This is a genomic window from Shewanella sp. AS1 (genome assembly GCF_021412565.1).
GTDB lineage: Bacteria > Pseudomonadota > Gammaproteobacteria > Enterobacterales > Shewanellaceae > Shewanella.
Genome location: NZ_JAKCLJ010000006.1, coordinates 139,245 through 165,032, shown reverse-complemented (window position 1 = coordinate 165,032; position 25,788 = coordinate 139,245). Strand labels below are relative to the sequence as shown.

The window sequence follows — 25,788 nt, the reverse complement described above, 5'->3', positions numbered from 1 at the left end:
CAAAATAATAGCCAATCAAGGTGCAGCTATATAAGAGGTATGATAATATTAAAGGGTAAATTGGTAAGACCAATTTACCCGCTCGTTTTTATAAAAAGAACCGATTCATATACACAGTATTCCATCGACACGCTAACGCGATTCGATAAGCGGTTCCCTCATCTGGCAGCATCTATGGGGAGCTGGTAAGACATAGCTATTGGCGTATCGTCACACTGTGCTTTTGTAGCCTATCTTCGATACCCAATAACCTTTATCTCAAACAAAAGGTAATAGTACGATGACTGAAAAAACAGAATTGTTCACCAAAGCATGGGAAAGTTTTACTCCTGGTGACTGGAAGTCTGAAGTAAATGTACGCGATTTTATTCAAGCCAACTACCTACCCTATGAAGGCGATGAATCTTTCCTAGCCGACGCAACTGACGCAACCACTCAACTGTGGGATAAAGTCATGGAAGGGATCAAACAGGAAAACCGCACCCATGCGCCTGTTGATTTTGATACCGCCAAAGTGTCAACCATCACCTCTCACGAAGCCGGTTATATCAACCAAGATTTAGAAACCATTGTCGGCTTACAGACAGAAGCGCCACTCAAGCGCGCCATGTTGCCTAACGGCGGTATTCGCATGGTTGAAGGTTCTTGTGCCGCCTATGGCCGCGAGCTAGATCCAACCATTAAGTATGTTTACTCTGAACTGCGCAAAACCCATAACCAAGGTGTATTTGACATCTATACGCCAGAAATCATGCGTTGTCGTAAATCCGGCGTATTAACCGGTTTACCCGATGCCTATGGTCGTGGCCGTATTATCGGCGATTACCGTCGTGTCGCCCTTTACGGTATCGACTACCTGATGCAAGACAAGTTTGAGCAATTCACCTCTTTGCAAGAAAGATTTGAAACAGGTGAAGACTTAAGCGCAACTATGCAACTGCGTGAAGAGATTGCCGAGCAGCACCGCGCACTTGGTCAGATCAAGCAGATGGCTGCCAGCTATGGTTTTGATATCTCTGGTCCTGCGACCAATGCTAAAGAAGCTATCCAGTGGACTTACTTCGGCTACCTGGCTGCGGTTAAGAGCCAAAACGGCGCAGCTATGTCACTTGGCCGTACTTCAAGCTTCCTCGATATCTATATCGAACGTGACATCAAAAATGGCACATTAACCGAGCAACAGGCTCAGGAGATGATCGACCACTTCGTGATGAAACTGCGTATGGTGCGCTTCCTGCGTACGCCAGAATATGATGAGTTGTTCTCAGGCGATCCTATCTGGGCAACTGAATCTATCGCGGGTATGGGTCTTGATGGTCGTACTTTGGTCACCAAATCAAGCTTCCGCTTCCTGCACACCCTATACAACATGGGTCCAAGCCCAGAGCCAAACATCACTGTGCTTTGGTCTGAAAAGCTGCCGCTAAGCTTTAAAAAGTATTGTGCTAAAGTCTCTATCGACACCAGCTCAATTCAATATGAGAACGATGACTTAATGCGTCCAGACTTCCAGTCTGACGACTATGCTATCGCCTGCTGTGTAAGCCCTATGGTTGTGGGTAAGCATATGCAGTTCTTCGGTGCTCGTGCCAACTTAGCCAAAACCATGCTTTACGCCATCAACGGCGGCGTGGATGAGAAACTTAAGACTCAAATCGGTCCTAAGAGTGCGCCTATCACAGACGAAGTGCTCGATTTTGACGATGTACTGACACGTCTAGACAGCATGATGGACTGGTTGGCCAAGCAGTATGTCACTGCCCTGAACGCCATCCACTATATGCACGACAAGTACTCTTATGAAGCCGCTCTGATGGCGCTGCATGACAGAGATGTACGTCGTACTATGGCCTGTGGTATCGCTGGTCTGTCGATTGCTGCCGACTCGCTGTCAGCCATCAAGTACGCCAAAGTGAAGCCAATTCGCGATGAAAACGGCATTGCCGTCGATTTCGAAATCGAAGGTGATTACCCTAAATTTGGTAACAACGATGCCCGCGTTGACGATTTAGCCACAGAACTGGTTGAGCGTTTCATGGCTAAGATCCGTGATCTTAAGATGTACCGCAATGCGATCCCAACTCAATCCATTCTGACCATCACCTCTAACGTGGTTTATGGTAAGAAGACAGGTACCACACCCGATGGTCGTCGTGCCGGTGCACCATTCGCACCAGGTGCAAACCCAATGCACGGTCGTGATGAGAAAGGTGCTGTTGCCTCATTAACCTCAGTTGCCAAACTGCCATTTGCCCACGCACAAGACGGTATCTCTTATACTTTCTCTATCGTGCCAAATGCCTTAGGCAAGGATGATGATGGTCGTCGTGCTAACCTGGCAGCCCTGATGGATGGTTATTTCGCCAATAACGAAACACGTGAAGGTGGTCAACACTTGAACGTGAACGTGATGAACCGTGAAATGCTTGAAGATGCTGTGGTTAACCCAGACAAGTACCCACAACTGACAATCCGTGTGTCAGGCTATGCGGTACGCTTCAATGCGTTAACCCCAGAGCAGCAACAGGACGTGATCACCCGTACCTTCACAAAAGGTATGTAATCTCCTGTTATCAAAGGTAGATTTTACTCAATTTAAGTTAGGCTGCACAATTAAGTGCAGCCTACTTTAATCAAGTATTAGGGAGTCACAATGACAGTAAAAGGCCGGATCCATTCACTGGAATCCTTCGGTACCGTCGATGGGCCAGGCATCAGATTTATCGCCTTTATGCAAGGTTGTTTGATGCGTTGCCAGTACTGCCATAACCGTGATACCTGGGATCTACATGATGGACACGAGATAGAGGTCGATGAGCTGATGCAACAAATCATCAGTTACCGCCCCTTCCTCGAATCCAGTGGTGGTGGCGTTACCGCCAGCGGTGGAGAAGCGATTCTTCAAGCTGAATTTGTCGCCGCACTCTTCAAAGCCTGCAAGGATGAGGGCATACACACCTGTCTTGATACCAATGGCTTCGTTAGAAAATACACTCCCATCATTGATGAACTGCTCGATAACACAGATCTCGTCCTGTTAGACATCAAACAGATGGACGATGACAAACATATCGCACTGACCCAAGTCAGTAATCATCGCACCTTACAGTTTGCCCAATACCTGCACCAGCGCCAGCAAAAGACCTGGATACGTTATGTCGTAGTGGGTGGCTTTACCGATGATGTCGCTTCAGCGCAAAGACTGGCTGAATTTATCAAGCCTATGATGAATGTTGAAAAGGTGGAACTGCTGCCCTATCACGAATTAGGCAAACACAAATGGGAAGCCCTGGGGGAAACCTACCAGCTTGACGGGGTATCGCCACCCAGCAGGGAAACCATGGAACAGATTAAACACGTTTTTACCGATATGGGAATCGCCGCGGCTTATTAAGTCGGGTAGTTGAGGAATAACTGAGATTAGAGTTCTTCCCAATAACTGTTATCTAAGGATTCAAAGGCTAATTTCAAAATGATGGCCATATCAAGATAACAGGCTTTAGCACCAAGCTGAGCGCAATTCACGCCCATGCCTTGTAGCTTGATTGAGAGCGAATTGCACCAGTCAAATAAGCTCAGGGGCAAAGGATGAGAGGCGCGCCAGCCCAGCCAGATAAGGCCTTGGAGCGGTAAACTGAGAAAAAATAACCCTATGGTGATGGCCTGGGGTAATACTGCCCAGCCATAGAGGTAAAGCTGACTAGATGCAGCGATGATCGCCAGCAAAGGCATGAAACGCAGCGCCAGTTCAGTCGCACGAACAACGCGATACTCTGGGAAATAGAAACTAAGCTGTTTAACCATGGGCCAAGTTTTCATATAACGGCGGCCAGAGGTCAAAGTTTTAAACAGTTTAAAGGTCAATGACGACACCTGATGTTTTTTAGACACTGGCTTAGATTTTAGCACAGGCAGATCCTGAGTCCCAAATACTCAGCGTCGTACTAAGACAGGAATCGCCCACAGGAATTGGGCAAAACAACTTAAATTGCACTACATATTATTGCTGTCATAAGAGATTGAGACAGACAACCGAACCATCATTTTGCAAAAGGTTTTAGCATGTCAAATAAACTGGTATTAGTACTTAACTGCGGCAGCTCCTCGTTGAAGTTTGCCATCATTGATGCACTCACAGGTGATGACCAGATCTCAGGTCTTGCAGAGTGTTTTGGCCTTGAAGACTCACGCATCAAATGGAAAGTTGATGGCCAAAAATCGGAAGCGAAACTGGGTGCCTTCACGGCTCACCGTGAAGCTGTAGAATTTATTGTGACAAAAATCTTAGCTGAGCATCCACAGATCGCCGAGCAGATCCAGGCTATCGGCCATCGCATCGTGCATGGCGGTGAGAAGTTTACTCATTCAGTCATTATCGATGAGCAGGTCGTTAAAGGTATCGAAGACTGTGCCGCTCTGGCGCCACTGCATAACCCTGCTCACCTTATCGGTATTCGCGCCGCGCAAGCCTCATTTCCTAAGCTGCCTCAGGTAGCGGTATTCGATACTGCATTCCATCAAACCATGCCAGCCCACGCCTATGTGTATGCCCTGCCCTACAAGCTTTATCGCGAGCACAACATTCGCCGCTACGGTATGCATGGAACCAGCCACCTGTTTGTCAGCCGTGAGGCGGCAAAAGCCATAGGTAAAGATTTGGCCGATACCAATGTTATCTGCGCCCACTTAGGTAACGGGGCATCTGTTACTGCGGTCAAAGGCGGCAAGAGTGTTGATACCTCTATGGGCTTAACCCCTCTTGAAGGTTTAGTGATGGGAACCCGCTGCGGCGATTTAGACCCTTCTATCATCTATCACCTGGTTGACCGTCTCGGTTACACCTTAGATGAAGTTAATAACATAATGAACAAGCAGAGTGGTTTACTGGGTATCTCCGAATTAACCAACGACTGTCGTGGCATCGAAGAGGGTTATCAAGAAGGCCATAAAGGTGCCACTCTGGCTCTGGAGATCTTCTGTTATCGTCTGGCGAAATATATTGCCTCATACACTGTACCACTCGGCCGTTTAGATGCTTTGGTGTTCACCGGCGGTATCGGTGAAAACTCAGATCTTATCCGTGAAAAGGTCCTCAACCTTCTGAGCATCTTTAACTTTGAAGTGGATAAAGAACGTAACCTAGCGGCTCGCTTTGGTAAACAGGGTCAGATCACTACAGATAATGGCCCTGTTGCCCTGGTTATCCCCACCAACGAAGAGTGGGTGATCGCACAAGATTCTGTGTCACTGCTGAAGTAATCGCGCTGAAGTAATTGCGCTTAGGTATTTGCGCTTAGGTGGGCCACAAGGCCCACCCGCTAACAGCTAATTTTCTGCCCACTATTGGCAGTTACATTAAGAGGTAACTATGTCTCGCAACATTATTCTCATTCCCAACGGCACAGGTGTTGGCCTAACCTCCATCAGCCTAGGTATGGTTCGAGCTCTGGAGCGCCACGGGGTTAAAGTCCGCTTTTTCAAACCGATTGCTCAGCAGCGTCCTACCGATCCTGGTCCAGAACGTTCCACTACCATTTTAAGCAAGTCACCAACTGTTAACCCCCTTGAGCCATTTGATATGGCCCATGCGGAAAAGTTGATCCGCGCCGATCAAACCGATGTGTTGATGGAGCAGATCATTGCCCGTGCCAACGAGTGCGATCCCAGTGAAACCTTAGTGGTTGAAGGCTTAGTACAAACCCGCAATCACCCCTTCTCTGACGATATTAACTATCAGCTCGCCAAAGCCCTAGATGCCGATATTATCTTTGTCGCGGCGCCTGGTAATGAAACTCCAACTGCATTGATGAATCGTTTAGAGATTGCCTTTAACGCCTGGGGCGGTGTCAAAAACAAACGTCTGATTGGCGCCATTGTCAATAAGATTGGTGCACCTGTGGACGATGAGGGCCGCGCTCGTCCCGATCTGTCAGAGATGTTTGATAATCTCACCACACCAAGGTTAGATGCCGCCAGCATGTTCCAGCTGCCTGGCAAGAGCAAATTGCGCATTCTAGGCAGCGTGCCCTATAACTTAGATCTGGTCGCGCCTCGCGCCTCGGATCTGGCCAAACACTTGCGTGCCCGCATTATCAACGCTGGTGAGATGAATACCCGCCGTCTGCGTAAAGTTACCTTCTGCGCCCGCAGTATTCCTAACATGGTCTCCCATATAAAGAGCGACTCCCTGTTAGTGACATCGGGCGATCGCTCCGATGTGATAGTCTCAGCCTGCCTAGCCTCGATGAACGGCGTTAAAATCGGTGCCTTGCTGCTTACAGGCAGCTATGAGCCCGAGCCAGAGATCTTAAGCCTGTGTGAACAGGCGTTCGAAACTGGCCTACCCGTGTTTCTTATCGATACCAACACCTGGCAAACATCGCTGAATATTCAGCGTTTCGATCATGAAGTGCCTGTCGATGATGCGGTCCGTATCGAGCAGGTACAGGAATATGTCGCCAGCCATATCGATCAGAACTGGATTGAAAGCGTCACAGAAAACTCGCCACGTGAACACAGACTGTCACCACCGGCATTCAGATACAAGCTGACAGAGCTTGCTCGTGCAGCGCGTAAGACTGTCGTCCTCCCTGAAGGTGATGAGCCAAGAACCATTGAGGCGGCTGCAATATGTGCCCAGCGTGGCATCGCCCGTTGTGTGCTGCTGGGGAACCCAGAAGAGATTGAACGTATCGCCAACCAGCAAGGCGTCACCTTAGGCGAAGGTATTGAAATCCTCGATCCTGAAGTGATCCGCGAACGCTATGTCGAACCTATGCTGGACTTACGTCGTCACAAGGGCTTAACCGAAGTCGTAGCCAGAGAGCAGCTTGAGGACAACATGGTGCTGGGTACCATGATGCTGGCACAAGATGAAGTGGATGGTATAGTATCCGGTGCGGTTAACACCACGGCCAATACGATTCGTCCTCCTCTTCAGTTGATTAAGACGGCACCCGGCTCAAGCCTGGTCTCCTCTATCTTCTTCATGCTGATGCCAGATCAGGTGCTGGTTTATGGTGACTGTGCCATCAACCCAGATCCCAACGCCGAGCAGCTTGCTGATATCGCCATTCAGTCGGCAAGCAGTGCTGCGGCCTTTGGTATTGAGCCAAGAGTCGCGATGATCAGCTACTCGACCGGTAGTTCAGGCACAGGCTCAGATGTGGATAAAGTGCGCGAAGCGACCCGTATTGCCAAGGAGAAACGTCCTGATCTTATCATCGACGGTCCACTGCAATATGATGCTGCCGTTATGCCGAACGTTGCACGCTCAAAAGCCCCTGACAGCCCAGTGGCCGGCCAGGCGACTGTGTTTGTCTTCCCGGATCTCAATACGGGTAACACCACTTATAAGGCGGTACAGCGTAGCGCCGATCTCATCAGTATCGGTCCTATGCTGCAAGGGATGCGTAAACCTGTAAACGATCTCTCTCGCGGCGCGCTGGTAGACGATATCGTTTACACAATCGCATTGACTGCGATTCAAGCCTCGCAAAACTAAGCCTGAACTCTTATCAGCCCAAAACCTGCCTACTGGCAGGTTTTTTATATCCAAATAAAAATAATGGCAACCGTAACAAAGATTTTTGACTAATCAGGAGATGCGTCAAAAATTGAACAAACAAAATTAATCAAAAAATTCAGCAAGTTAAAACTTATGCCTATATTATTCAACAAACTTGTCCACAGAATCTGTGGATAAGAGTCACATTTTCTGTCCAATCGTTGATATACCAAGCAGTGAAAAAGGGCTTTCCCTTGCAAAGCAAAACAGAATCAGGATACTAGTTACAAATTCCCTACAATAGCCCCCATGAAACACATCTTATTCGTCTTACTCATTTTGCTGCTTGGCTGTGGTCAGGGCTCGGAACAAACCGCACGAGTAAAAACACCGGAAGAGGTCTCCTTAGGTTTCTTTAAAGCCATCTATGTCGACAGAGACGTTGAGCAAGCCAAACAGTATGTCGATGATTCAATGAAGCAAGTGTTGGCTCACTATTACCTCGCCTCTGCAGTTCAAAGACACGTGCTAAACCTGGCAATGACAGAGGTCACCATGGAAATTGAAGAGATAGATATCGATTTTTTCCGCAAATTTACCAAAGACGTCACAGTGATAGTTAAGATGTTCGGCAAAAAAGGCGGTGACAAGTGGATAGATGATCGCACTGTGCGCCTACACAAGATCAACCGAGAGTGGATTATTGTCGAGATATTACCAGAGAAAGGAAATATCAATTAACACGCCTAGACAAACATCAGGAAAATGAGACAAAAAAATAGCAACCCACTGGTTGCTATTTTTATATCCAAATCCTAGGAATTACGCGCGGCAGTTTTGTCTGCTTGACTCAACTAACGGCGGTTTTATTAATCCAAAAACGCTTCTTCATCCATCTCTACAGGTAAAGACTCAAGTACTTCATCCTGAACTTGATAGTATGCACTTTCGTACTCATGAACTTCCATAACGGACTCCAGATATTTGTAAGGTAAGGCATGTAATATGTTTTACATTCTGCCTTGAGTGTTTAGGTCGCCAACTGGCTAATCACAGGCCTGTATCATACCGCAAACCGTCGTGACTTTCAAAAAACTTTCACAAATATTGGCGCAAAAATAGCCATAAAGCCTAAAAGCCGTTAAATATGAAATATTTTATGAAAGACTTTCAGTTTTTGAGTACTTATAAGCCTAAAAAATGGGCTTTTAAAAGAATAAAGTCTAATGTTTCTATACCCAACTGCTATTGGTTAATAGACAGGCAAGATGCGAATGAACATCATTCAGGGGGTATCATGAACGCACTCGTCGAATTTGAAGCCAGAAAATTAGTGGATCTATTGGGCCGCGGCGATCTGCTCTCTGTCCAGATGTTTATGGACTCTATGTCCATGCCGTTCGATGTGCAGGACAAGTTACTCAATGAACTGGCTTCACTTAAAAATCCCGACCAAAATGCCATAGCCGCACTTATCGAATCCCATGGCAATTCATTACTCAGTGAATATTTGGGATATTAGCCCTACAAGCTTGATAAAAAAACGGCCATGGAGATCAGGCTTCATGGCCGTTTGGCTTACACCTTCTGTTCAAACAAAGCCATCAAAAAGTCAGTGCCTCACTCGAATTTGCATGACGATAACGTAGCACCTTGAGTGCTTTGTTAGGATCTTTATCGGTAAACACTTCTGGATTAGCCAACTGCTCAATAAACACCAGATCTGGGCTGAACTCCTCAACCTGCTGCTTTAAAAAATCGATTCCTAATTCGGGTGCATTTAAACAGAGCAGAAGATCTCCCTGCTCGCTCAGCAGAGTTGGCAGACGTTTGAGTAACCTTGCATAATCTTTTGTCGCAACAAAGCTCCCTCTTTGATTACTCGGTGGATCGGCGATGATGAGATCGTAAGGGCCAAACCTGGTCAATTTTCCCCAGGATTTAAAAATATCATGACCTAAAAAACGTGCGCCATGGGGCAAGTCATTAAGCAGATGATTCTGCTTACCTATCGCCAGCGCTCCTTTGCTCATATCGATATTCACCACTCCATCGGCGCCACCTTGCAGCGCCATAACGGAGAAACCACAGGTATAGGCAAATAGATTCAAGACCTTGGCTTGATGTGAGTGCTGCTTCACCCAGGCGCGACCGGCACGCATATCGAGAAATAGCCCATGATTTTGTCCCCTGAGCAGATGCACCTGAAATTTGGCGCCGTTCTCAATAACATAGTGAGATTCTGGCACTTGGCCCTGCAGTAACTCGGTCTGAGTCTGTCCGGCGCACCTATGTTGAAACACTATGTTTAAGGACTCACCGTCAGCTGAGATAAATCGCCGATTGATCGCATCACTCAGGTAAGCCACATCATCATCAGAGATAGCTTTGAAACTGGTCAATAGCAGCACAGGCGGGAACCAGTCGAGACACAGGTGCTCACACCCGCTATACATGCCTCCACGGCCATGAAAAAGCCGCTCAGCTTCCTCGCCCAGACTCATCTTTTGCAGAGCTTCAACAAATAACTGCATTAATTCTTAAACCTTTCCTTATTCAACGTTCTTTTGAGTCGATTGTTCAACCAATCCATCCACATTATCGGTTAGCAATATCGCCAACCAGTTCCCGCCCTGGCTCGATTCCAGTGCTATTTTCACTATCATGGTCAAAGGCACAGATAATAGCATGCCAACAGAGCCCAATAACCAGCCCCAGAAAATCAAGGACAAGAACACCACTAAGGTCGATAACCCTAAACCGCGGCCCATATATTTAGGCTCAACGACATTGCCCATCACCATATTGGTGGTGAAATAGAGTAAAGCTGTGCCTCCTGCAGCTGCGGGGCCCATCTGTATGAACGCCAGCAATACCGCAGGAATGGCGGCAATGATAGAGCCGATATTAGGAATATAGTTAAACAGAAAAGCCACTACCGCCCAGAGCAGAGCATAATCGACGCCAATAAGTTTCAGCCCTATGCCGACAATCGCCCCCGTGCCAAGGCTAACCAGGGTTTTGATCACCATATACTGATTCACTGACTGTAAAAACTTATCTATTTGCTTGAGACGCATATCGGGATCATCGAGCGCCAGATGCAGCTTCTTAGGTAAGTTTTCCGCCTCAAACAGCATAAACACTACAGTCAGAATGATCAGAAATAGATTTGCCATCACGCCGCCCACGCTGGATAACATATTGGTGGTCATCGACAGGGCAACACCCGGGTCAAAATAAGCCAGGATCTGCTCCCGGGATAGTTCGATATTAAAGGCTCTTAGCTTCACTAAAATCCAGGAGAACTGCTCGACTAGCTGATCCCGGTAAACAGGTAACTGTTTAGAGAAGGCATTGATTGAGCTACCCACCAAAGATGCCAGCCATAATCCCATCAACACAATAAAGATCATCATCAGAATCACCGCCAGCAGGCGTGGCACTTTAAAGCGTGTCATCCCCTTGATGGCCGGATTACAGATCACCGCAATAAAAACCGACAACACAAATGGCACGACTATGGGGCTCGCTAATTTCATTCCGGCCAGGATCACCACAAGACAGGCCATCACAGCAAATCCCTTGAGGGCGACACCTTGATTGTTAAATCGAGTCATCTAAATAAATTCCTTCTGAATTACCCATAAAATTGATAGGCTTAACTTTCCTATAACAATATAAATCACGCTTATGAATCCTGAAATCGCCATCATTCGAATCAAAAATTTACGCCTGCGCACCTATATTGGCATAAAAGAGGACGAAATAAACAATAAGCAAGATGTCACTATTAACGCCGAAATCCATTATTGCGCCGACAAAGCCCGTAATAGTGACAATATGCAAGATGCGCTAAATTATCGCACGATCACCAAAAAAATCATTGCCTTGGTTGAAAATAATCGCTTTTCACTACTGGAACATTTAACCGATCAGGTACTCAATATCGCCAGCGAGCATGAATGGGTCGATCAGGCTAAGGTCGAGATAGATAAGCCCCATGCGCTACGCTTTGCTGATTCTGTCTCTTTACAACTCTGTTATAAGAAAAATCCTTAATCCCAGCGCTGACAATGGCTGACTGAGTGTCAGCCATTGCCCAGTCCTGCTATAGGGCGGCAGATTAAAGTGATCTTAAATCCCTTTGATCGTGTATATTTTTCATATAACAGCGATAAAAATGGGATCCTTAATGAAAATACTCATCACAGGTGGTACTGGTTTTATCGGACGACAACTGGTTCAGGCATTAGGCCAAGATAATCAACTGACCTTACTCACCCGCTCCGCAGGCAAAGCACATCTGGAAAAAGAGGGGCAACATAAGTTAATCGGCAACCTATCAGCCCTGAGCTCTCTTGACGGCTACGATGCTGTCATCAACCTGGCTGGTGAGCCCATCGCCGATAAACGCTGGACATTGGCGCAAAAGCAGCAAATTTGCCACAGCCGCTGGGGCATCACAGAACAACTCAGCCAACTGATCATCGCCAGCAAGCAGCCTCCTTCTGTATTTATTAGTGGTTCAGCCATAGGTATTTATGGCCATCACGATAAAAATGCCCCCATAGATGAAGACTTTAGCCTGGCTCATTTCAGTGAGACAGGACAAGAGGAGAAATTTGCTCACAGCGTCTGTTCCCGCTGGGAAGAGCTTGCCTTTAATGCCGATACACACACTCGTGTCTGCATCATCAGGATAGGCATAGTATTGGGGCTCACAGGCGGCGCGTTGAAGAAAATGCTAGTGCCTTTTAAACTCGGCGGAGGCGGCACCATAGGCTCGGGAACTCAAGGCATGAGTTGGGTCCACCAACAAGATCTGATCAGTATCATACTGTTTCTGCTAAATAATCCAGAATGCCAAGGGATCTACAACGCCACAGCGCCCCATCCTGTCAGCAATAAAGAGTTTACCCTTGCCCTAGGTCAGGCCCTTCACCGTCCAACCATATTGCCTGTTCCGGCCCCTATGCTAAGCCTGATGCTAGGCGAACTCTCGGAGCTATTATTAGAGGGACAGTATGTCTACCCCAAACGTTTGCTTGAGGCTGGCTTCCAATTCCACTACACAGAGCTTGAAGACGCCCTAGCAGCGCTATTTTCAAAACAGGCCGCTTAACTCATAGAGCAAGATGATTCTTAAGACGAGAAAAGCCTAATGAATCGGAGAAGTAAAAAAGAAGGGCCTGTACTAATGCTCCCTAACAGGCCCTTCTTTATTTAATGAGTAGACAATTTAATGAGCTGACAACTTCAGCAATTGACTGCAGGATTTTTGCAGTAGCTGGCGACAGCGCCAGGTTCCCAGTAAACCCACTATTACGGCACCAGATACAGGTGCAAGCAACCACCAGTTCCAGTGCATATACACCACTAGCTCAAACACCTGAGTCTTTAGCAGATAAAGAGTAAACTCCGCCACCACAACGGCCAGCACACCGGCTATCATACCTAACAGCGCAAATTCGAGAGCTGTCGCAAGTCGCAGCAGCCAGCCAGACGCGCCGAAGGTTCTGAGCACAGCCAGTTCGCGTTGACGAGTCGCCATCCCGGCTTCTGTCTGGGCTATCATCACCAGAGAACTGGCAAGCAGCACCAGCACTAATACTAAGGTCAGCGACAATGATACTTGCTCGATGATCTGTCTAAGCTGAGTGATCATGGCGCCCACATCTATGATAGAAACGGTGGGAAAGCGCTTGATCAAACCCAGCACCAAAGACTTCTGACTCTCATCCAGATAAAAACTTGCCATCGAGGTATAGGCAAAAGGCGCTAAGGCTTCGCGGCTGAAGATCATAAAGAAGTTAGGCTGCAAAGTCTCCCAATGCACGCCACGAATACTGGCGATCTTAACCGTTAACCTCTGGTTATCTATAACATAAGTTAAGCGGTCCCCTATGCTCACCCCTAAGCGCTCGGCCACCCCAGACTCAACTGACACCTCATCGGCCGCTTGATTAAAGTGGCCTTCGAGCAGATCATTATTCGGCGGCAAACTATCGCGCCAGGTCAGGTTAAGCTCACGGGATATACCTACGCGCCCTGGTTCTCCAGCCTCAGCCTGTTCATTGGTGATAAGCACCTCATCATTGATCTCCACCAAACGGCCACGGATCACAGGATAGATGTCGGTTGCCTCTATCTGGTTCTGGCTAAAATAATCGGCCAAAGGCTGCTCCTCATCGGGGGAGATATTGACCAAGAAGTAGTTGGGGGAACCTTCAGGCAACTGCTTTTGCCATTCATCCAACAAATCCTGACGCAGCGCAATAATGGTCAGCAATAATACCAGCGCACTACTAAAGCCAACCAACTGCACCGCATTTTGCCTGGCGCGGCGTCTAAGCCCCGCCAGGGCCAACTGCATAGGATTGGTGGTTTTCATCCCTACACTGCTGCCGGCATGGATTAATACAAATCCAAAGGCGCTAAGTAAAACCCCCAGCAGTAGCACGCTTGCAACCACAGTGAACGTTAATGCCAAACTTTGGGAATAGAGATAGCCAAGCAGCGCCATGGCACCCAGACTGAGCAGTAGATGCAACCACATCCCCAGCTGTATCCCCTCTAATTGACGCTGCAGCACCCGCAGCGGTGGGATAGCGAGCAGGCGCATCAAGGGGTAGGCAGAAAACATGAATGCCGATATCAAGCCAGTAGACACCCCAAGCAGCAGCGGCCTGATAAGCGGCGCCTGATATTCGGCGATCTCCTGCGGCAGATAGGCGCTGATCAATCCATCTAACCCAATCCCCCCAATAAGACCTAAGACTATGCCTACTGCGGTCACTAACAACAGATGCAAACCAAACAGCACTCGGATCTGTCGGCTCGAGGCACCAAAGGTTTTCAGCATAGCCACCACATCGAAATGACGCTGACAATAGCGCTGCGCCGCGATGCCGATCGCCGCACAGGCCAGCGCAATCCCCAGCAGGCTGGCCAATAGCAGAAAACGTTCGGCGCGCTTAACCGCATTGGCGATGGGTGAGTCGCCGGACTGTACATCGACCCAGCGCTGACTGTTATTCAGCAGCGGTTTTACCTGAGTCTCAAACGCGGTCAAATCCGATGCATCCCCTGTAAATTGAGCAACATAAGTCACTCGGCTGCCGGGCTGGATCACCCCGGTCTTGTCAACATCTGCTAAGCGCATCAAGACAACTGGCGCTGAGGCAAAAGGATTAAATCCGGCATCGGGCAAGCGGGCAATTTCACCGCTCAGGCTAAATTCGGCATTACCCAGTTCAATGGAGTCCGGATAGCCTAAGATCCCGCCGAGGCGCGTCTCGAACCATAGGGTATTTTCAGCAGGTAGGCTCTGGGTTACGCCGTCAGACAGTTCTATCTTTCCCTTGAGCGGATACTCAGGACCAACAGCCCTAACAGTGACTAACTGAAAGTTGTCGTTGGCATAAACCATAGAGTTGAACTGCATGCTCTTCACATGCTTAAGCCCCAACTTATCGGCAATCGTGAGAATATTTGAGTCGATAGGCGTCGGCGAGTTGATTATTCTGTCAGCCGCGATGAACTTGGATGCCTGACCATTAATGGCTATCTGTAATCGCTCACTCACCCTGGCAAGGCCTGTCACCGAAAGCACAGCTAAGGTGATAGCTAAAATGATCAGCAGCAGTTGCCCTTGAAATAGTTCGCGCTTAAAGAGCTTCCAGGCGATGCGTTTCTCCATTAACCCGCCTCCGCCGATCTATTCGCTTCTGCCTCATCAGCTTGGGGCTCAGATAACTGGCCTGCTTGCATTAATAACTGCCGTTGGCAGCGGCTGGCCAGCTGTAAATCATGGGTCACCAAAATCAAGGTGGTATCGCTCTGGCGATTTAGCTCAAACAGCATATCGGCAACTCTGTCGCTGTTGGCACTGTCCAGATTACCCGTGGGCTCATCGGCAAATAGCACCTTAGGCTCGCTGATAAATGCTCTGGCGATAGCAACACGCTGCTGCTCACCACCGGAGAGCTGATTGGGGAAGTGACGTAATCTGTGGCTCAATCCCACCCGCTCTAGCATCTGCTGGGCTTTTTCTTTGGCATTCGTGATACCGGCAAGCTCAGCGGGTAACATGACGTTTTCCAAGGCATTCAGGGTATCGACTAACATAAAGGACTGAAAAATAAAGCTGACTTTATTTTTCCTCAAGGCTGCCTTGCCCTCTTCATCCAGATCATGCAAGGCGGTGCCATCGAGAAAGATGGCGCCCGATGTGGGTGAGTCCAGCGCCGCTAACAAGCCAAGCAAGGTTGACTTGCCCGAACCCGATGGGCCCAGGATAGCCACACTCTCACCTAACTTGACATCCATATTAATGCCGTTGAGGATAGTAAGCTCTCCCTCTTGGGTAGCTACTGACTTAATGAGATTATTTACTGTGATAGCGCTATTAACTGACATAAAATCCTTATTCACTCGTCACGTTGCTCTGATAACCAGATTGTTAGCTCTAGCCTGGCTACTTTCTTTCCCCCACGCCCATGCTAACCCGATTTTAATCTTAGGTGATAGTTTAAGTGCAAGTTATGGCATGGAGCCACAAAAAGGCTGGGTCTCCCTTTTACAACAGCAGCAACCCCAATTGACCATTATCAATGGCTCTGTCAGCGGTGAAACATCGGCGGGAGGATTGCGCCGCTTACCCGCTCTGCTCAAATCGACCCAGGCCAAACTGGTATTGATTGAGTTAGGCGGCAATGATGGTCTGCGGGGATTTACGCCAAAACAGCTGAAAAATAATCTTACAAAAATGATTGAGCTTAGCCAGGAAGCTGGCGCGAAAGTGCTGCTCAGTGAGGTCATGGTGCCGCCCAATTATGGGCCGCGCTATGCCAAACTTTTCACTCAGGTATATCAAGATCTGGCCATAGAGTATGAGATCACCCTGATGCCCTTCTTCATGACTAAAATCGCCATTCATCCCGAACTGATGCAGGCCGACGGTATCCATCCTAACGAACAGGCCCAGCAGCAGATAGCCGACTTTGTCACCCCTTGGCTGACAAAAGCCGATTAATGACGTAAAGGCTCAGCCCGGCACCTAGTCCGAATAACAGCCCAAGAAAAGTCCAACAAATGCACAAAAAAATAGCCCAGCGTTTGCTGGGCTGTTTTTTAACTTACTTTTAAACTTGCTTGTGAACTAGCCCGTAAACAACTCTTCCTCTAGGCAAGTTGCCAAGTTAATTGAGAGGCTGATTTTTCTCGGCAACACGGTTAAATACCGCATTGATACATAATGCAGCGCTGTGAGCGATTTTATCGGCCAGTTTCTTCTTAAGCTGGTAATGCACCTTAATCACTGTCTTATCTTGCGCCAACTTCATCACCACATCATCACTGGTGGATAGCGCGTCGACCAACCCTAAATCAATCGCCTGTTGACCATACCAATGCTCACCGGTCGCCACCTTGGCAATATCCAGCTCGGGACGGTATTTAGCGATAAAGGCCTTGAATAACACATGGGTCTCTTCCAGCTCCTGCTGAAACTTCTCCCGGCCCTCATCCGTGTTCTCGCCAAACAGGGTCAGGGTACGCTTAAAATCGCCGGCCGTGTGCTGCTCATAATCGATATCGTGTTTCTTGAGCAGACGGTTGAAGTTAGGGATCTGCGCCACCACACCGATAGAACCAACGATGGCAAAAGGTGCGGCATAAATTTTATTGGCAACACAGGCCATCATATAGCCGCCACTGGCCGCGACTTTATCGACACAAATGGTCAGCGGAATATTGGCGCTGCGAATACGATCCAGTTGGCTGGCAGCGAGGCCGTAGCCATGCACCATACCACCGCCACTCTCGACGTTCACTATCACTTCATCATCACTTTCGGCGATAGCCAAAATTGCGCTTATCTCTTCACGCAGCGAAGCAACTTCACTGGCATCGATACTGCCTTTAAAGTCGATGACAAATACCCTGGGCGTCTTGGTCTCTTCCTGCTTTTTCTGTGCCTTCTCTTCGGCCTTCAGACTTTTCTCATAGGCTTTAAATTGCTTTTTCGTCAGTAACTCATGCTTTAAATCATGCTTTAGTGTCTTAAGATCTTCAGACACATTGGTGAGTTTCAACTCACCTTTATCCGCCTTTTGTTTTACCGCAGAAGCCAAAATAATAATCACCACAGCTGCAATCGATACCACTATGGTGATGGCTTTTGCGAAAAACAGTCCATACTCGTACAAAAATTCCAAAATAAGCTCCGCTTTAAGGCCATTTAAGGGATAAAAAAGATGGTCGCTATTCTATCAGCACTGATCCGAATAACAAACCAGCAATAAAAAACCCAGACAAACTGGGCTTTTTATTTCACGCCACTTTTTATATCAAGCCACTTTTTATTTCACTTCACTTAGCTAACCACTAAGCGGCATTGACATAACTGGCTTACGTGCAAGGCTGAATCACGCTTGCATCCGAAACCATAATGCCGACCTGGCCCTGTGACGCCGAAGAGGCAAAACCTGCAACCTGTTTTTGCATCTCAACGGTTGCCGCAGCGGCGCTGCCATCGGTGACATTAGGTACTTCTCTTGGGTTCACAATAGAGCTGTGATGTCCCTTAGCGAAGCGAACCGCACCCGAACCTGCAACGCTTTGATCAACGCAAGCTAAGCCTAAGTTGGCAATAAGAGGCTCAGTACCTGAAACAGGGAAGTTCTCCACCTGATTTGGTAAGACTTGATCCGCAAGATTGCTACCATCGCCCACCACCTCGATAACATGCACTGGCAGGTTGGTGGCCTTAAGCATAGCGGCATGGTTGATAGGGTCGATACTGTCTACCGCCGTCTGCACCGCAAAGGCAAAAGTCGGGATAAACTCAGCATAGACAGCTTGTACCAGCGCGGCATACTCGCTGCTACCTGGTGCATAGCCCTGGGTATTGGCATCGTCCACCAGCGCCTGGAACGTCGCGCTAGCGGTCACGTTGCTAAACAGGACTGGGCCAAAGGTGGCCGAGCCGATAAAGGTGCCCGCTAATCCGCCCGCTGGTGCCACTAGAGAGACGCCGTTCAATGCATGCACATAGCTTAAATCTGTACCATCCGGATGAGTCAGGCCGCTGTTGGCATAAGTGGCAAAATCGGTTCCGACTATCGCCCCCAGACTCAACCCCTGGGCACTGATCTTAGTGACATCGAACATCTGCGGCATCTGCGCCTGGGCTAAACCGCCCGCAAGCCCTGTCAGTGCTGCACGCAGGCCTAGCTGATCGATTGTTGCCTGTCTGAAATTATCCCGCACAGATAAACTACTTTCGATGTTAACAAACACCAGTGGATTACCGTTCTGGAACGCATCTGGCTTGCCAACAAGAGCGCCAAATGAAGGATCGGTCGCCGATACCTCATAAATACCATCGCCATTGGCATCAAAGGAACGTTCGCCATGAAGCGGCATATCGATGGCAATCGTCGCTACGCCCATCGCCGCATAGCTGCCCGCATAGGCCAGTGACATCTCTTTGCCGCCACCTAAGCCATGCATAGCAATTGTCGTTGGCCAACCATTGGTCGGCGGTGTGAATGTCATCCCCTGATTTGCATAAAACGCCGCAAGACGCTGGGCATTGGGCATAGAGATCAGCACAGAAACAGTTTCGCTTCCTGTCGGTGCTGGGATCGGGTTGAACTTGGTCAGATGTTTTGCCTTGTCGGCTGCAGTGCCATCGTCGAGTAACCAGGCTTTGCCCGCTAACAGACTCGGATCGGCAAGGGCCTGGGCAGGATCGATACCGTATGCCATCACCTGAGCGCCAAAGTTTTGCTGGCTTAAGGTGCCCGCCTGAAGCGCCAGTAATACAGAAACCGGGCTATCGCCCAACGCTTTCCAGAAGCCGCCTATCCCAGCACAGCTGTTCGTATTACAGCTGCCATAGGTTGGCAGTGTCAGCTCGGCAACATACACATCCGCCAAACTTGCGGTGACATAGGCCGCCCCATCGGCTGCGGTTAACCCTGCAGCGTCAGCCACGGTCAAACCCAGCGGATGAGGCATAGGCACTGTCATCGAAGGCGCAAAAGGAGAGCCACTTTGCAACATTAATAACTTGGTTGTCTCATAGACATCGCTCACTGATTGAGTCGTAAAGAGGCCGGAATAACTAATAGTCGCAAGATCCACCCCATGAGCAGCCGCCATCCCCTTTTCATAGCTGTTCACTAAGGTTTGCAGCATCAACTGATCTGCAGTTTGCAGCGGCTGAGTCTCTATATCCAACTTTAACGAGTTATAACTGGAAGATGGGGCAATAGACTGGCCAGCAGAATCCAAGATCAGTGACGTTGTTGCAAAAATATAAGACTGACCTGGTTTTAGGGGCTTTAGCGGCACAATCGCTATGGTGTTGCCAGAGGCTTTAGAAACAAAATCGACCCCAAATTGTAATTCATTCCCGACCTTACAGGCGGAGACAGAAGGCGCCGCCTGACAATCGACATCCGCAGATAGCGGCCCGCCAACTGTGGCCTCAAAGACACGCACCGCCCCCGGCTGGAAAACAGAGGCGGCATCTAAGGTCAGCGGATTACCATCAAGATCGTTTGCAGGATCGACTGAGATAGAAATAGGAGAAGTCGTCGACCAACCATCGAGGGCGCCTAAGGCCATCTGAGGATCAGTATAATCACTGCTGCCATCACCCATTTCGCCTGGCATAGTTAATGTCCCATCCATGGTGCCACTAAATAACAGGTCATTTGGTAAAGGCACCACACTATTAGCAGGATCAAATGCGATATGCGACTGCGGAAGCAAAGGCTGCGTCTTTTCGGCTAAGTCATCAACACTGTCCTCACTGCAGCCTGCCGTCATGCCCAACACAGATGCTATTGCCATCCCCAAAAAGAGTCTTTTCATCTTTTTTCCCCAAATCTTGTTGTAATAATTTTGTTTTCCCCAAAAATTAGTCACAATACTCTTCCTTGCGTGACTAATGGGGCTTTTTAGCCCCGATCAAAACTCAAGTTAACGTAAAATTATAGAGTTAGCTACATCTTTGTCACATTTGAATGATGCTAAGGCAGCCAAAAATGAATCGTTTGTTTTAAACAGGTGTTTCTGGCTGTTCTCTACCACAGGAAATGGCGGGAAATTCCGCAAATAGGAAAAATAGGCTCATGTTGGAATATCAAGCAGCAAAAGATCTACTAAAAGATAAAACGATCCTTGTCACTGGTGCTGGCGATGGTATTGGCCGCGTCGCAGCCATCACTTATGCATCCCACGGTGCCACAGTGATCTTGTTAGGCAAAACAGTGAAGAAGCTGGAGGCGGTTTATGATGAAATCGAGCAAGCTGGCTACCCGACTCCCGCGATTGTCCCTTTAGACTTAAAAGGTGCCAGCGAACAAAATTACCTGGATATGGCCGAAACCATAGAGCAGCAGTTTGGTCACTTAGACGGCCTGCTTCATAACGCTAGTCTACTCGGCGTGTTAGGGCCTTTTGAGCATATATCAATGGACTCAGTGAAGGAGGTACTCCAGGTAAACCTAGTTGCCGAGATCATGATGACCAAAGCCTTGATCCCTGTGATGAAGAAGGCACCAGCGGCATCCATTATCTTCACCTCCAGCGGTGTAGGCAGACAAGGGCGCGCTTTTTGGGGTGAATATGCCATCTCTAAATTTGCTACCGAAGGCATGATGCAATGCCTGGCCCACGAATATCAGGGCAGCACACTGAGGGTAAACAGCATCAATCCGGGTGCCACTCGGACGAAAATGCGTGCCAATGCGTATCCGGCAGAGGATGCTCGTACGCTAAAAACACCTGAAGAGATCATGGCAACCTATCTGTATTTGATGGGTGATGATTCAAAAGAAGTGACTGGTCAGCAATTTTCAGCCCAATAATTCAGGCGAAAAACAGACACTAAAAAGGGAAGCCATCGCTTCCCTTTTTTATCAATAATCGCTTATCGCCAATTATTTATATTTACGCATTACCAGCGTTGCGTTTGTACCACCAAAACCAAAGCTGTTGCTCATAATGGTGTTGAGTTCAGCATCACGATACTCAGTCACAATTGGCATACCAACGGCTTTCTCGTCCACATTATCGATATTGATACTAGGTGCGATAAAGCTGTTTTCCATCATGATCAGGCTATAGATGGCTTCATGAACACCCGCAGCACCCAAGGCGTGACCCGTTAATGACTTAGTCGATGCAATGGCTGGCAGCTTGTCACCAAAGGTTTCGGCCAGTGCTTCAAGCTCACGCATATCACCCACAGGCGTTGAAGTACCATGGGTGTTGATGTAATCGATTGGCGAATCAACATCGGCAAGGGCCATCTGCATACAACGCACAGCGCCTTCACCCGAAGGAGCAACCATGTCATAACCGTCAGATGATGCACCATAACCTATCACTTCGGCGTAGATCTTAGCGCCGCGGGCTAAGGCGTGCTCTAACTCTTCAACGACAACAATCCCGCCGCCGCCAGAGATCACGAAACCATCGCGGTCTGCATCATAAGTACGTGACGCCTTCTCAGGACAATCATTGTACTTGGTCGACAGTGCACCCATGGCATCAAACCCCATAGTCAGGGTCCAATCAACCTCTTCTGCACCACCGGCAAACACCATATCCTGTTTACCCATCTGGATAAGTTCAACGGCATGACCAATACAGTGTGCACTGGTTGCACAGGCAGAACTGATGGAGTAGTTCATACCCTTAATCTTAAAAGGCGTAGCCAAACAAGCACTTGCTGTACTTGCCATGATACGAGGCACGATATAGGGTCCGACTCGCTTGACGCCCTTTTCACGCAAGGTGTCAGCCGCCTGTACCTGATTAGCAGAAGATGCACCACCCGTACCCGCAATGATACCCACGCGTGGATTAGAGTATTGCTCTTCGGTCAGTCCCGCATCGGCAATCGCCTGCTCCATCGCAATATAAGCATAAGCTGCGGCATCACCCATAAAACGCAGTGCTTTACGGTCGATATGCTCTTTAGGATCCAGTTTGATATTACCCCAAACATGGCTACGCAGGTTCATCTCTTCAAATTGATCTGAGTGAGTGATCCCACTGCGACCCGCTTTCAATGATTCGGTGACTTCTTGCTTGTTATTACCAATACTTGAAACTATGCCAAGTCCGGTGATCACGACTCTTTTCATTATTTACTATCCATTCCGTACATCTAGTACCAATTTTGCTGCGCCAATAGTATCGCCTTTAGGGCATTTAAGTGGTCAGCTTTCCATAATTATCAGGTAAAATAATGCCTAATATCACAGTAAGAGTAAATTCTTTGGCCACTAAATCACATAATAAGCCGTCAGATAGCGACACCTTAGTGTCTAAAAGCTGTGCAGCTCGAACAGTAAGTATGGCAGATTTACTCCTGGATGAGACAAACAGTCAGCGTGCTGATGCGCTAGTCCTCATAGGCAAGCCAAGCAAGATAACACTGCTCAATTTATTAACTCGGCTCACCCAAGAGGTTAACGCCACTGAGCCTAGGACAAATAGAGTCAAGTTGCATCTTTTTTGCGAAAATCCAGCCGAGCTGCTTTCACTCTCCAAGGCATTAACATCCTGGGACGCCATCGCCTGTCAATTGCGGGACATTGGCCTGTGTCAGATTGAGGGGAGCCATACGCTATTAGCCTTAGATGGACGTTTCTCTTTAACCATTTATCTTGGCAAATTCGCAAGCCTGCTAAAACAGATACCGCATCCAAAAGGAGAGCTCTGCCTGCACTGGCTCTTTACCGACCCTGCCGCCCTTGGCTGTATCGACCACAAGCAGCTTTGGCAGATGGCCCGTTTGTCTCACAGCGCAAGCAAACTGTGTCTGCTACAAACAGCAAGCCAGAGTCTGAATGAGCCTCAGCTCACCGCCTTTTTATCCCAGAGTCAGCAAGCTGGTTTTACTGTCTATCAGTGCGATGAGCAGCTGCAAGATCCCCTACAGCCTCTAAATTGTGTTGATGAGATAGACTTAGAGATCGCCGCCAAAGAGCGCACAGCCTTAAGAAACCGTTTCCAGCAGCAGATAAAATACAACCCTGTCGAGCAGGCTGCCCAAGAGGAACATCCGGGCAATATCGCCATCATTGGCGGCGGCGTGGCCAGTGCCTGCCTAGCACTTTCGCTAGCAGAGCGAGGAAAGCCAATCAGCCTATTTTGCATGGACAGCGCGCCAGGCCAGCAAGCTTCTGGCAACAAACAGGGCGCCATCTATCCCCTGCTGACGCCAGAATATGGCCCCCTCAGCCATTTTTTCCTGCAAGGCTATCTTTTCAGCCGCCAGCGGATCCGCGCCCTGACGGCTCAGGGGTATGATATTGCCCATGATTTTTGCGGCGTGCTGCAAACCCCTTTCGATGGACGCAGTAAAAAGCGCCTCGATAAGATAATGACGGCCCAGCCCTGGCCACAAGAGATAGCCCGGAGTGTGGATACAGTGCAGGCTGGGCAGATAGCGGGGATTGAGATTGGTCAGCCGGGGATTTTTTATCCCTTGGGCGGATGGGTCAGTCCGCAGCAGCTAACGGCTGCAGCCATAACCAAGGCGGCCAGCCTGACTCAGATGGAGCAAGATTATCATACCGAGATCTTACGCATAGAAAAGCGAGGCAATCAATGGCACCTCTATGGTAAGGATCAGCATGGTCACTCCCAAGCCTTTGGACCTTTTGCCAACTTAGTCCTGGCCAATGGGCGACATCTGACAGATTATCCCCAGACAGCAAAGCTACCTATCAGCGGCTTTCGCGGACAGGTCAGTCATATCCCTTCACGTGGTCAGCTCACTCGCCTGAGCACTGTCTTGTGCGCCCAGGGCTACCTCACGCCGGCCAATGAACACCTGCATTGCAGTGGCGCAAGTTATGTGAAAGATCCCGATAATCTGGACTACAGTCCCACAGAGCAATTGGGCAATCTGGATAAACTGCGCAGCAGTTATCAGCAAACTTGGGTGGAGGAGGATGTCGATATTTCAGGCCACAGTGCCCGAGTTGGCGTACGTATGGTGACAAGGGATCACGCCCCTATGATGGGCTGTGCCCCGGATTTTGAGGCGATTGAAGCCAGCTATCAGAACTTGCCCCAAGGCAAAGCTCACGGCGATTTTTGGCAAAAAAGCCAAGCGCCTATCCATGAAGGCCTGTTTATCTTAGGTGGCTTGGGGTCGCGCGGACTCACATCTGGGCCGTTAGCAGCTGAGATACTGGCCGCGCAGCTGTGCGGCGAACTGCTGGTGCCGCTCGAGATACTCACACTGCTCAACCCCAATCGCATGTGGATGCGAAAACTTGTGAAGGGAAAGGCGCTGTAGGCGGCTCACTCAAGAAATTACTGTTAAGCTTGTTTCAGCCTAAGCTCGTTTCAGCCTAAGCTTGTTTGACCTTAACCCTGTTATTGGTATCCCGGCTCTGACGGATCAATTCGTCACTGCCGTGGGAGCGGCCTTTGGCCAATCTGTCATAGAGCAGTACATTGACCGAAGAAGCCAGATTCATGCAGCCAACCGTCGGCACATACACGACTGAATCAGCCCTATCTACCAAGCCTTGATCTAAGGTGCCATCTTCCGGGCCAAACAGATAAATCGCCTTTTTGGGGTGACGAAATTCAGGCAGCGGAATCGCCCCTTCAATCAGGTCGACACAAATTACTTGAGTGTCATCATCGAGATCATCAAGCAGACATTCAACCCCTGTTAGCGGAATATTACGGCTGACACGTTTAGTGTCGGTATTGTATTGCTCGCCGCGATGGGACGCCGCAAGGGCGTAGCGTTTACCCGTGTAACGCACGCCATCGGCCTGATAACAGCCGGCGGCGCGCATCACGCCGCCCACATTGGTCGGGCTCTTGGGGTTCAATAGACCGATTAAGACTAACTCTTTGCTCGATTTCACAGGCTCACTCATGTTCTGATCACTGCCACTGGCTACCGGCAATAGACAACACTCGGCAATAGACAACTCGCGGCCTTAGGCGCTCAGCGAGCCATCGATCTGCGCGCGCAGCTCATCCCAGGCTGCTGCGACCAAGACGAGATCTGCCGGTTCTAATTCGGTTTTAGCCGTTGCCAAACAAAGCTGCATCTTGTCGGCTAATGCTTGCTTGTCCTGAGTCTCTTCGCTTTCAAGCTCAGACAACACAACGGCAAAATGCCCTTGCAAATAACCGCTGGCAAAAAGCTGGTCATCATCGCCCTGCTCTACTTTCGCCGCAATCCAGGCATCTAATGCTTGTTCGTACTGCTCTAACAT

Annotated in this window: 21 protein-coding genes; 11 read left to right on the top strand and 10 right to left on the bottom strand. The window is 48.8% G+C overall.

All coding sequences use genetic code 11. The features are described 5' to 3' along the window. Positions 1-280 precede the first annotated feature (280 nt). Together pflB and pflA are read left to right on the top strand one after the other, a co-directional pair. Positions 281-2,563 carry a formate C-acetyltransferase gene (gene pflB / locus LZP69_RS10400; RefSeq protein ID WP_234200448.1) on the top strand — a complete coding sequence of 761 codons (2,283 nt, stop codon included), beginning with the start codon at positions 281-283 and terminating at the stop codon, positions 2,561-2,563. Between the two features lie 90 nt (positions 2,564-2,653). Further along, positions 2,654-3,394 carry a pyruvate formate lyase 1-activating protein gene (gene pflA, locus LZP69_RS10395; protein WP_234200447.1) on the top strand — a complete coding sequence of 247 codons (741 nt, stop codon included), beginning with the start codon at positions 2,654-2,656 and terminating at the stop codon, positions 3,392-3,394. A 26-nt stretch (positions 3,395-3,420) separates the two neighbouring features. Here pflA and yfbV read toward each other — a convergent pair whose 3' ends face one another. Then, the gene (gene yfbV / locus LZP69_RS10390; RefSeq protein WP_234200567.1) at positions 3,421-3,864 is read right to left on the bottom strand and encodes a terminus macrodomain insulation protein YfbV; all 444 of its coding nucleotides are present in this window, start codon (positions 3,862-3,864) and stop codon (positions 3,421-3,423) included. Positions 3,865-4,062: 198 nt separating this feature from the next. On the opposite strand from yfbV, the gene ackA reads away from it, so the two are divergent. The 4 genes from ackA to LZP69_RS10370 all read left to right on the top strand — a co-directional run bounded on the left by ackA (position 4,063) and on the right by LZP69_RS10370 (position 9,029). Further along, complete coding sequence (gene ackA, locus LZP69_RS10385) at positions 4,063-5,259, top strand: acetate kinase (protein ID WP_234200446.1); 1,197 nt, start codon at positions 4,063-4,065, stop codon at positions 5,257-5,259. Between the two features lie 109 nt (positions 5,260-5,368). Further along, positions 5,369-7,504: a phosphate acetyltransferase gene (gene pta / locus LZP69_RS10380; protein ID WP_234200445.1), complete on the top strand. Its 2,136-nt coding sequence runs from the start codon at positions 5,369-5,371 to the stop codon at positions 7,502-7,504. 312 nt (positions 7,505-7,816) lie between these two features. Next, the gene (locus LZP69_RS10375) at positions 7,817-8,248 is read left to right on the top strand and encodes a hypothetical protein (RefSeq protein ID WP_234200443.1); all 432 of its coding nucleotides are present in this window, start codon (positions 7,817-7,819) and stop codon (positions 8,246-8,248) included. Positions 8,249-8,804: 556 nt separating this feature from the next. Further along, the gene (locus LZP69_RS10370; RefSeq protein WP_234200442.1) at positions 8,805-9,029 is read left to right on the top strand and encodes a hypothetical protein; all 225 of its coding nucleotides are present in this window, start codon (positions 8,805-8,807) and stop codon (positions 9,027-9,029) included. An 82-nt stretch (positions 9,030-9,111) separates the two neighbouring features. Here LZP69_RS10370 and LZP69_RS10365 read toward each other — a convergent pair whose 3' ends face one another. Both LZP69_RS10365 and LZP69_RS10360 read right to left on the bottom strand, forming a co-directional pair. After that, positions 9,112-10,041, bottom strand: a complete 930-nt coding sequence (locus LZP69_RS10365) for a class I SAM-dependent methyltransferase (protein ID WP_234200441.1) — start codon at positions 10,039-10,041, stop codon at positions 9,112-9,114. Between the two features lie 18 nt (positions 10,042-10,059). Further along, complete coding sequence (locus LZP69_RS10360; protein WP_234200440.1) at positions 10,060-11,127, bottom strand: AI-2E family transporter; 1,068 nt, start codon at positions 11,125-11,127, stop codon at positions 10,060-10,062. Positions 11,128-11,200: 73 nt separating this feature from the next. Between LZP69_RS10360 and folX the strand changes: the two genes are divergently transcribed. Continuing rightward, positions 11,201-11,569: a dihydroneopterin triphosphate 2'-epimerase gene (gene folX / locus LZP69_RS10355; protein WP_234200439.1), complete on the top strand. Its 369-nt coding sequence runs from the start codon at positions 11,201-11,203 to the stop codon at positions 11,567-11,569. Between the two features lie 133 nt (positions 11,570-11,702). After that, entirely contained in the window at positions 11,703-12,632 is a 930-nt protein-coding gene (locus LZP69_RS10350; protein WP_234200437.1) for a TIGR01777 family oxidoreductase, read from the top strand. A 117-nt stretch (positions 12,633-12,749) separates the two neighbouring features. On the opposite strand, the gene LZP69_RS10345 is transcribed toward LZP69_RS10350, so the two are convergent. Both LZP69_RS10345 and LZP69_RS10340 read right to left on the bottom strand, forming a co-directional pair. Continuing rightward, entirely contained in the window at positions 12,750-15,209 is a 2,460-nt protein-coding gene (locus LZP69_RS10345; RefSeq protein WP_234200435.1) for an ABC transporter permease, read from the bottom strand. Continuing rightward, a complete protein-coding gene (locus tag LZP69_RS10340; RefSeq protein WP_234200433.1) occupies positions 15,209-15,928 on the bottom strand; it encodes an ABC transporter ATP-binding protein in 720 nt (239 codons plus the stop codon). The genes LZP69_RS10345 and LZP69_RS10340 overlap by 1 nt, the downstream gene beginning before the upstream one ends. Positions 15,929-15,959: 31 nt before the next feature. Between LZP69_RS10340 and LZP69_RS10335 the strand changes: the two genes are divergently transcribed. Then, positions 15,960-16,544 carry an arylesterase gene (locus LZP69_RS10335; protein WP_442800678.1) on the top strand — a complete coding sequence of 195 codons (585 nt, stop codon included), beginning with the start codon at positions 15,960-15,962 and terminating at the stop codon, positions 16,542-16,544. Between the two features lie 166 nt (positions 16,545-16,710). On the opposite strand, the gene sohB is transcribed toward LZP69_RS10335, so the two are convergent. Together sohB and LZP69_RS10325 are read right to left on the bottom strand one after the other, a co-directional pair. Further along, positions 16,711-17,727, bottom strand: a complete 1,017-nt coding sequence (gene sohB / locus LZP69_RS10330) for a protease SohB (protein ID WP_234200430.1) — start codon at positions 17,725-17,727, stop codon at positions 16,711-16,713. 193 nt (positions 17,728-17,920) lie between these two features. After that, entirely contained in the window at positions 17,921-20,395 is a 2,475-nt protein-coding gene (locus LZP69_RS10325) for a VolA/Pla-1 family phospholipase (protein ID WP_234200428.1), read from the bottom strand. Between the two features lie 260 nt (positions 20,396-20,655). Between LZP69_RS10325 and LZP69_RS10320 the strand changes: the two genes are divergently transcribed. Then, positions 20,656-21,393: a YciK family oxidoreductase gene (locus LZP69_RS10320; protein WP_234200427.1), complete on the top strand. Its 738-nt coding sequence runs from the start codon at positions 20,656-20,658 to the stop codon at positions 21,391-21,393. A gap of 72 nt (positions 21,394-21,465) precedes the next feature. Here LZP69_RS10320 and fabB read toward each other — a convergent pair whose 3' ends face one another. Next, the gene (gene fabB / locus LZP69_RS10315; RefSeq protein WP_234200425.1) at positions 21,466-22,677 is read right to left on the bottom strand and encodes a beta-ketoacyl-ACP synthase I; all 1,212 of its coding nucleotides are present in this window, start codon (positions 22,675-22,677) and stop codon (positions 21,466-21,468) included. Positions 22,678-22,889: 212 nt separating this feature from the next. Here fabB and mnmC point away from each other — a divergent pair, with 212 nt between their 5' ends. Further along, the gene (mnmC, locus tag LZP69_RS10310; protein WP_234200424.1) at positions 22,890-24,845 is read left to right on the top strand and encodes an FAD-dependent 5-carboxymethylaminomethyl-2-thiouridine(34) oxidoreductase MnmC; all 1,956 of its coding nucleotides are present in this window, start codon (positions 22,890-22,892) and stop codon (positions 24,843-24,845) included. A 55-nt stretch (positions 24,846-24,900) separates the two neighbouring features. Here mnmC and LZP69_RS10305 read toward each other — a convergent pair whose 3' ends face one another. Then, positions 24,901-25,443, bottom strand: coding sequence for an RNA methyltransferase (locus LZP69_RS10305; RefSeq protein WP_234200420.1), 543 nt, complete (start codon positions 25,441-25,443; stop codon positions 24,901-24,903). A 63-nt stretch (positions 25,444-25,506) separates the two neighbouring features. After that, positions 25,507-25,788: a YfcL family protein gene (locus LZP69_RS10300; RefSeq protein ID WP_234200415.1), complete on the bottom strand. Its 282-nt coding sequence runs from the start codon at positions 25,786-25,788 to the stop codon at positions 25,507-25,509.

Excerpts from the sequence above, each read along its gene's own strand:
- pflB (WP_234200448.1), top strand. The coding sequence starts at position 281 with ATGACTGAAAAAACAGAATTGTTCACCAAAGCATGGGAAAGTTTTACT.
- pflA (WP_234200447.1), top strand. The coding sequence starts at position 2,654 with ATGACAGTAAAAGGCCGGATCCATTCACTGGAATCCTTCGGTACCGTC.
- ackA (WP_234200446.1), top strand. The coding sequence starts at position 4,063 with ATGTCAAATAAACTGGTATTAGTACTTAACTGCGGCAGCTCCTCGTTG.
- pta (WP_234200445.1), top strand. The coding sequence starts at position 5,369 with ATGTCTCGCAACATTATTCTCATTCCCAACGGCACAGGTGTTGGCCTA.
- LZP69_RS10375 (WP_234200443.1), top strand. The coding sequence starts at position 7,817 with ATGAAACACATCTTATTCGTCTTACTCATTTTGCTGCTTGGCTGTGGT.
- LZP69_RS10370 (WP_234200442.1), top strand. The coding sequence starts at position 8,805 with ATGAACGCACTCGTCGAATTTGAAGCCAGAAAATTAGTGGATCTATTG.
- LZP69_RS10365 (WP_234200441.1), bottom strand. The coding sequence starts at position 10,041 with ATGCAGTTATTTGTTGAAGCTCTGCAAAAGATGAGTCTGGGCGAGGAA.
- LZP69_RS10360 (WP_234200440.1), bottom strand. The coding sequence starts at position 11,127 with ATGACTCGATTTAACAATCAAGGTGTCGCCCTCAAGGGATTTGCTGTG.
- folX (WP_234200439.1), top strand. The coding sequence starts at position 11,201 with ATGAATCCTGAAATCGCCATCATTCGAATCAAAAATTTACGCCTGCGC.
- LZP69_RS10350 (WP_234200437.1), top strand. The coding sequence starts at position 11,703 with ATGAAAATACTCATCACAGGTGGTACTGGTTTTATCGGACGACAACTG.
- LZP69_RS10345 (WP_234200435.1), bottom strand. The coding sequence starts at position 15,209 with ATGGAGAAACGCATCGCCTGGAAGCTCTTTAAGCGCGAACTATTTCAA.
- LZP69_RS10340 (WP_234200433.1), bottom strand. The coding sequence starts at position 15,928 with ATGTCAGTTAATAGCGCTATCACAGTAAATAATCTCATTAAGTCAGTA.
- LZP69_RS10325 (WP_234200428.1), bottom strand. The coding sequence starts at position 20,395 with ATGAAAAGACTCTTTTTGGGGATGGCAATAGCATCTGTGTTGGGCATG.
- LZP69_RS10320 (WP_234200427.1), top strand. The coding sequence starts at position 20,656 with ATGTTGGAATATCAAGCAGCAAAAGATCTACTAAAAGATAAAACGATC.
- fabB (WP_234200425.1), bottom strand. The coding sequence starts at position 22,677 with ATGAAAAGAGTCGTGATCACCGGACTTGGCATAGTTTCAAGTATTGGT.
- mnmC (WP_234200424.1), top strand. The coding sequence starts at position 22,890 with ATGGCAGATTTACTCCTGGATGAGACAAACAGTCAGCGTGCTGATGCG.
- LZP69_RS10305 (WP_234200420.1), bottom strand. The coding sequence starts at position 25,443 with ATGAGTGAGCCTGTGAAATCGAGCAAAGAGTTAGTCTTAATCGGTCTA.
- LZP69_RS10300 (WP_234200415.1), bottom strand. The coding sequence starts at position 25,788 with ATGTTAGAGCAGTACGAACAAGCATTAGATGCCTGGATTGCGGCGAAA.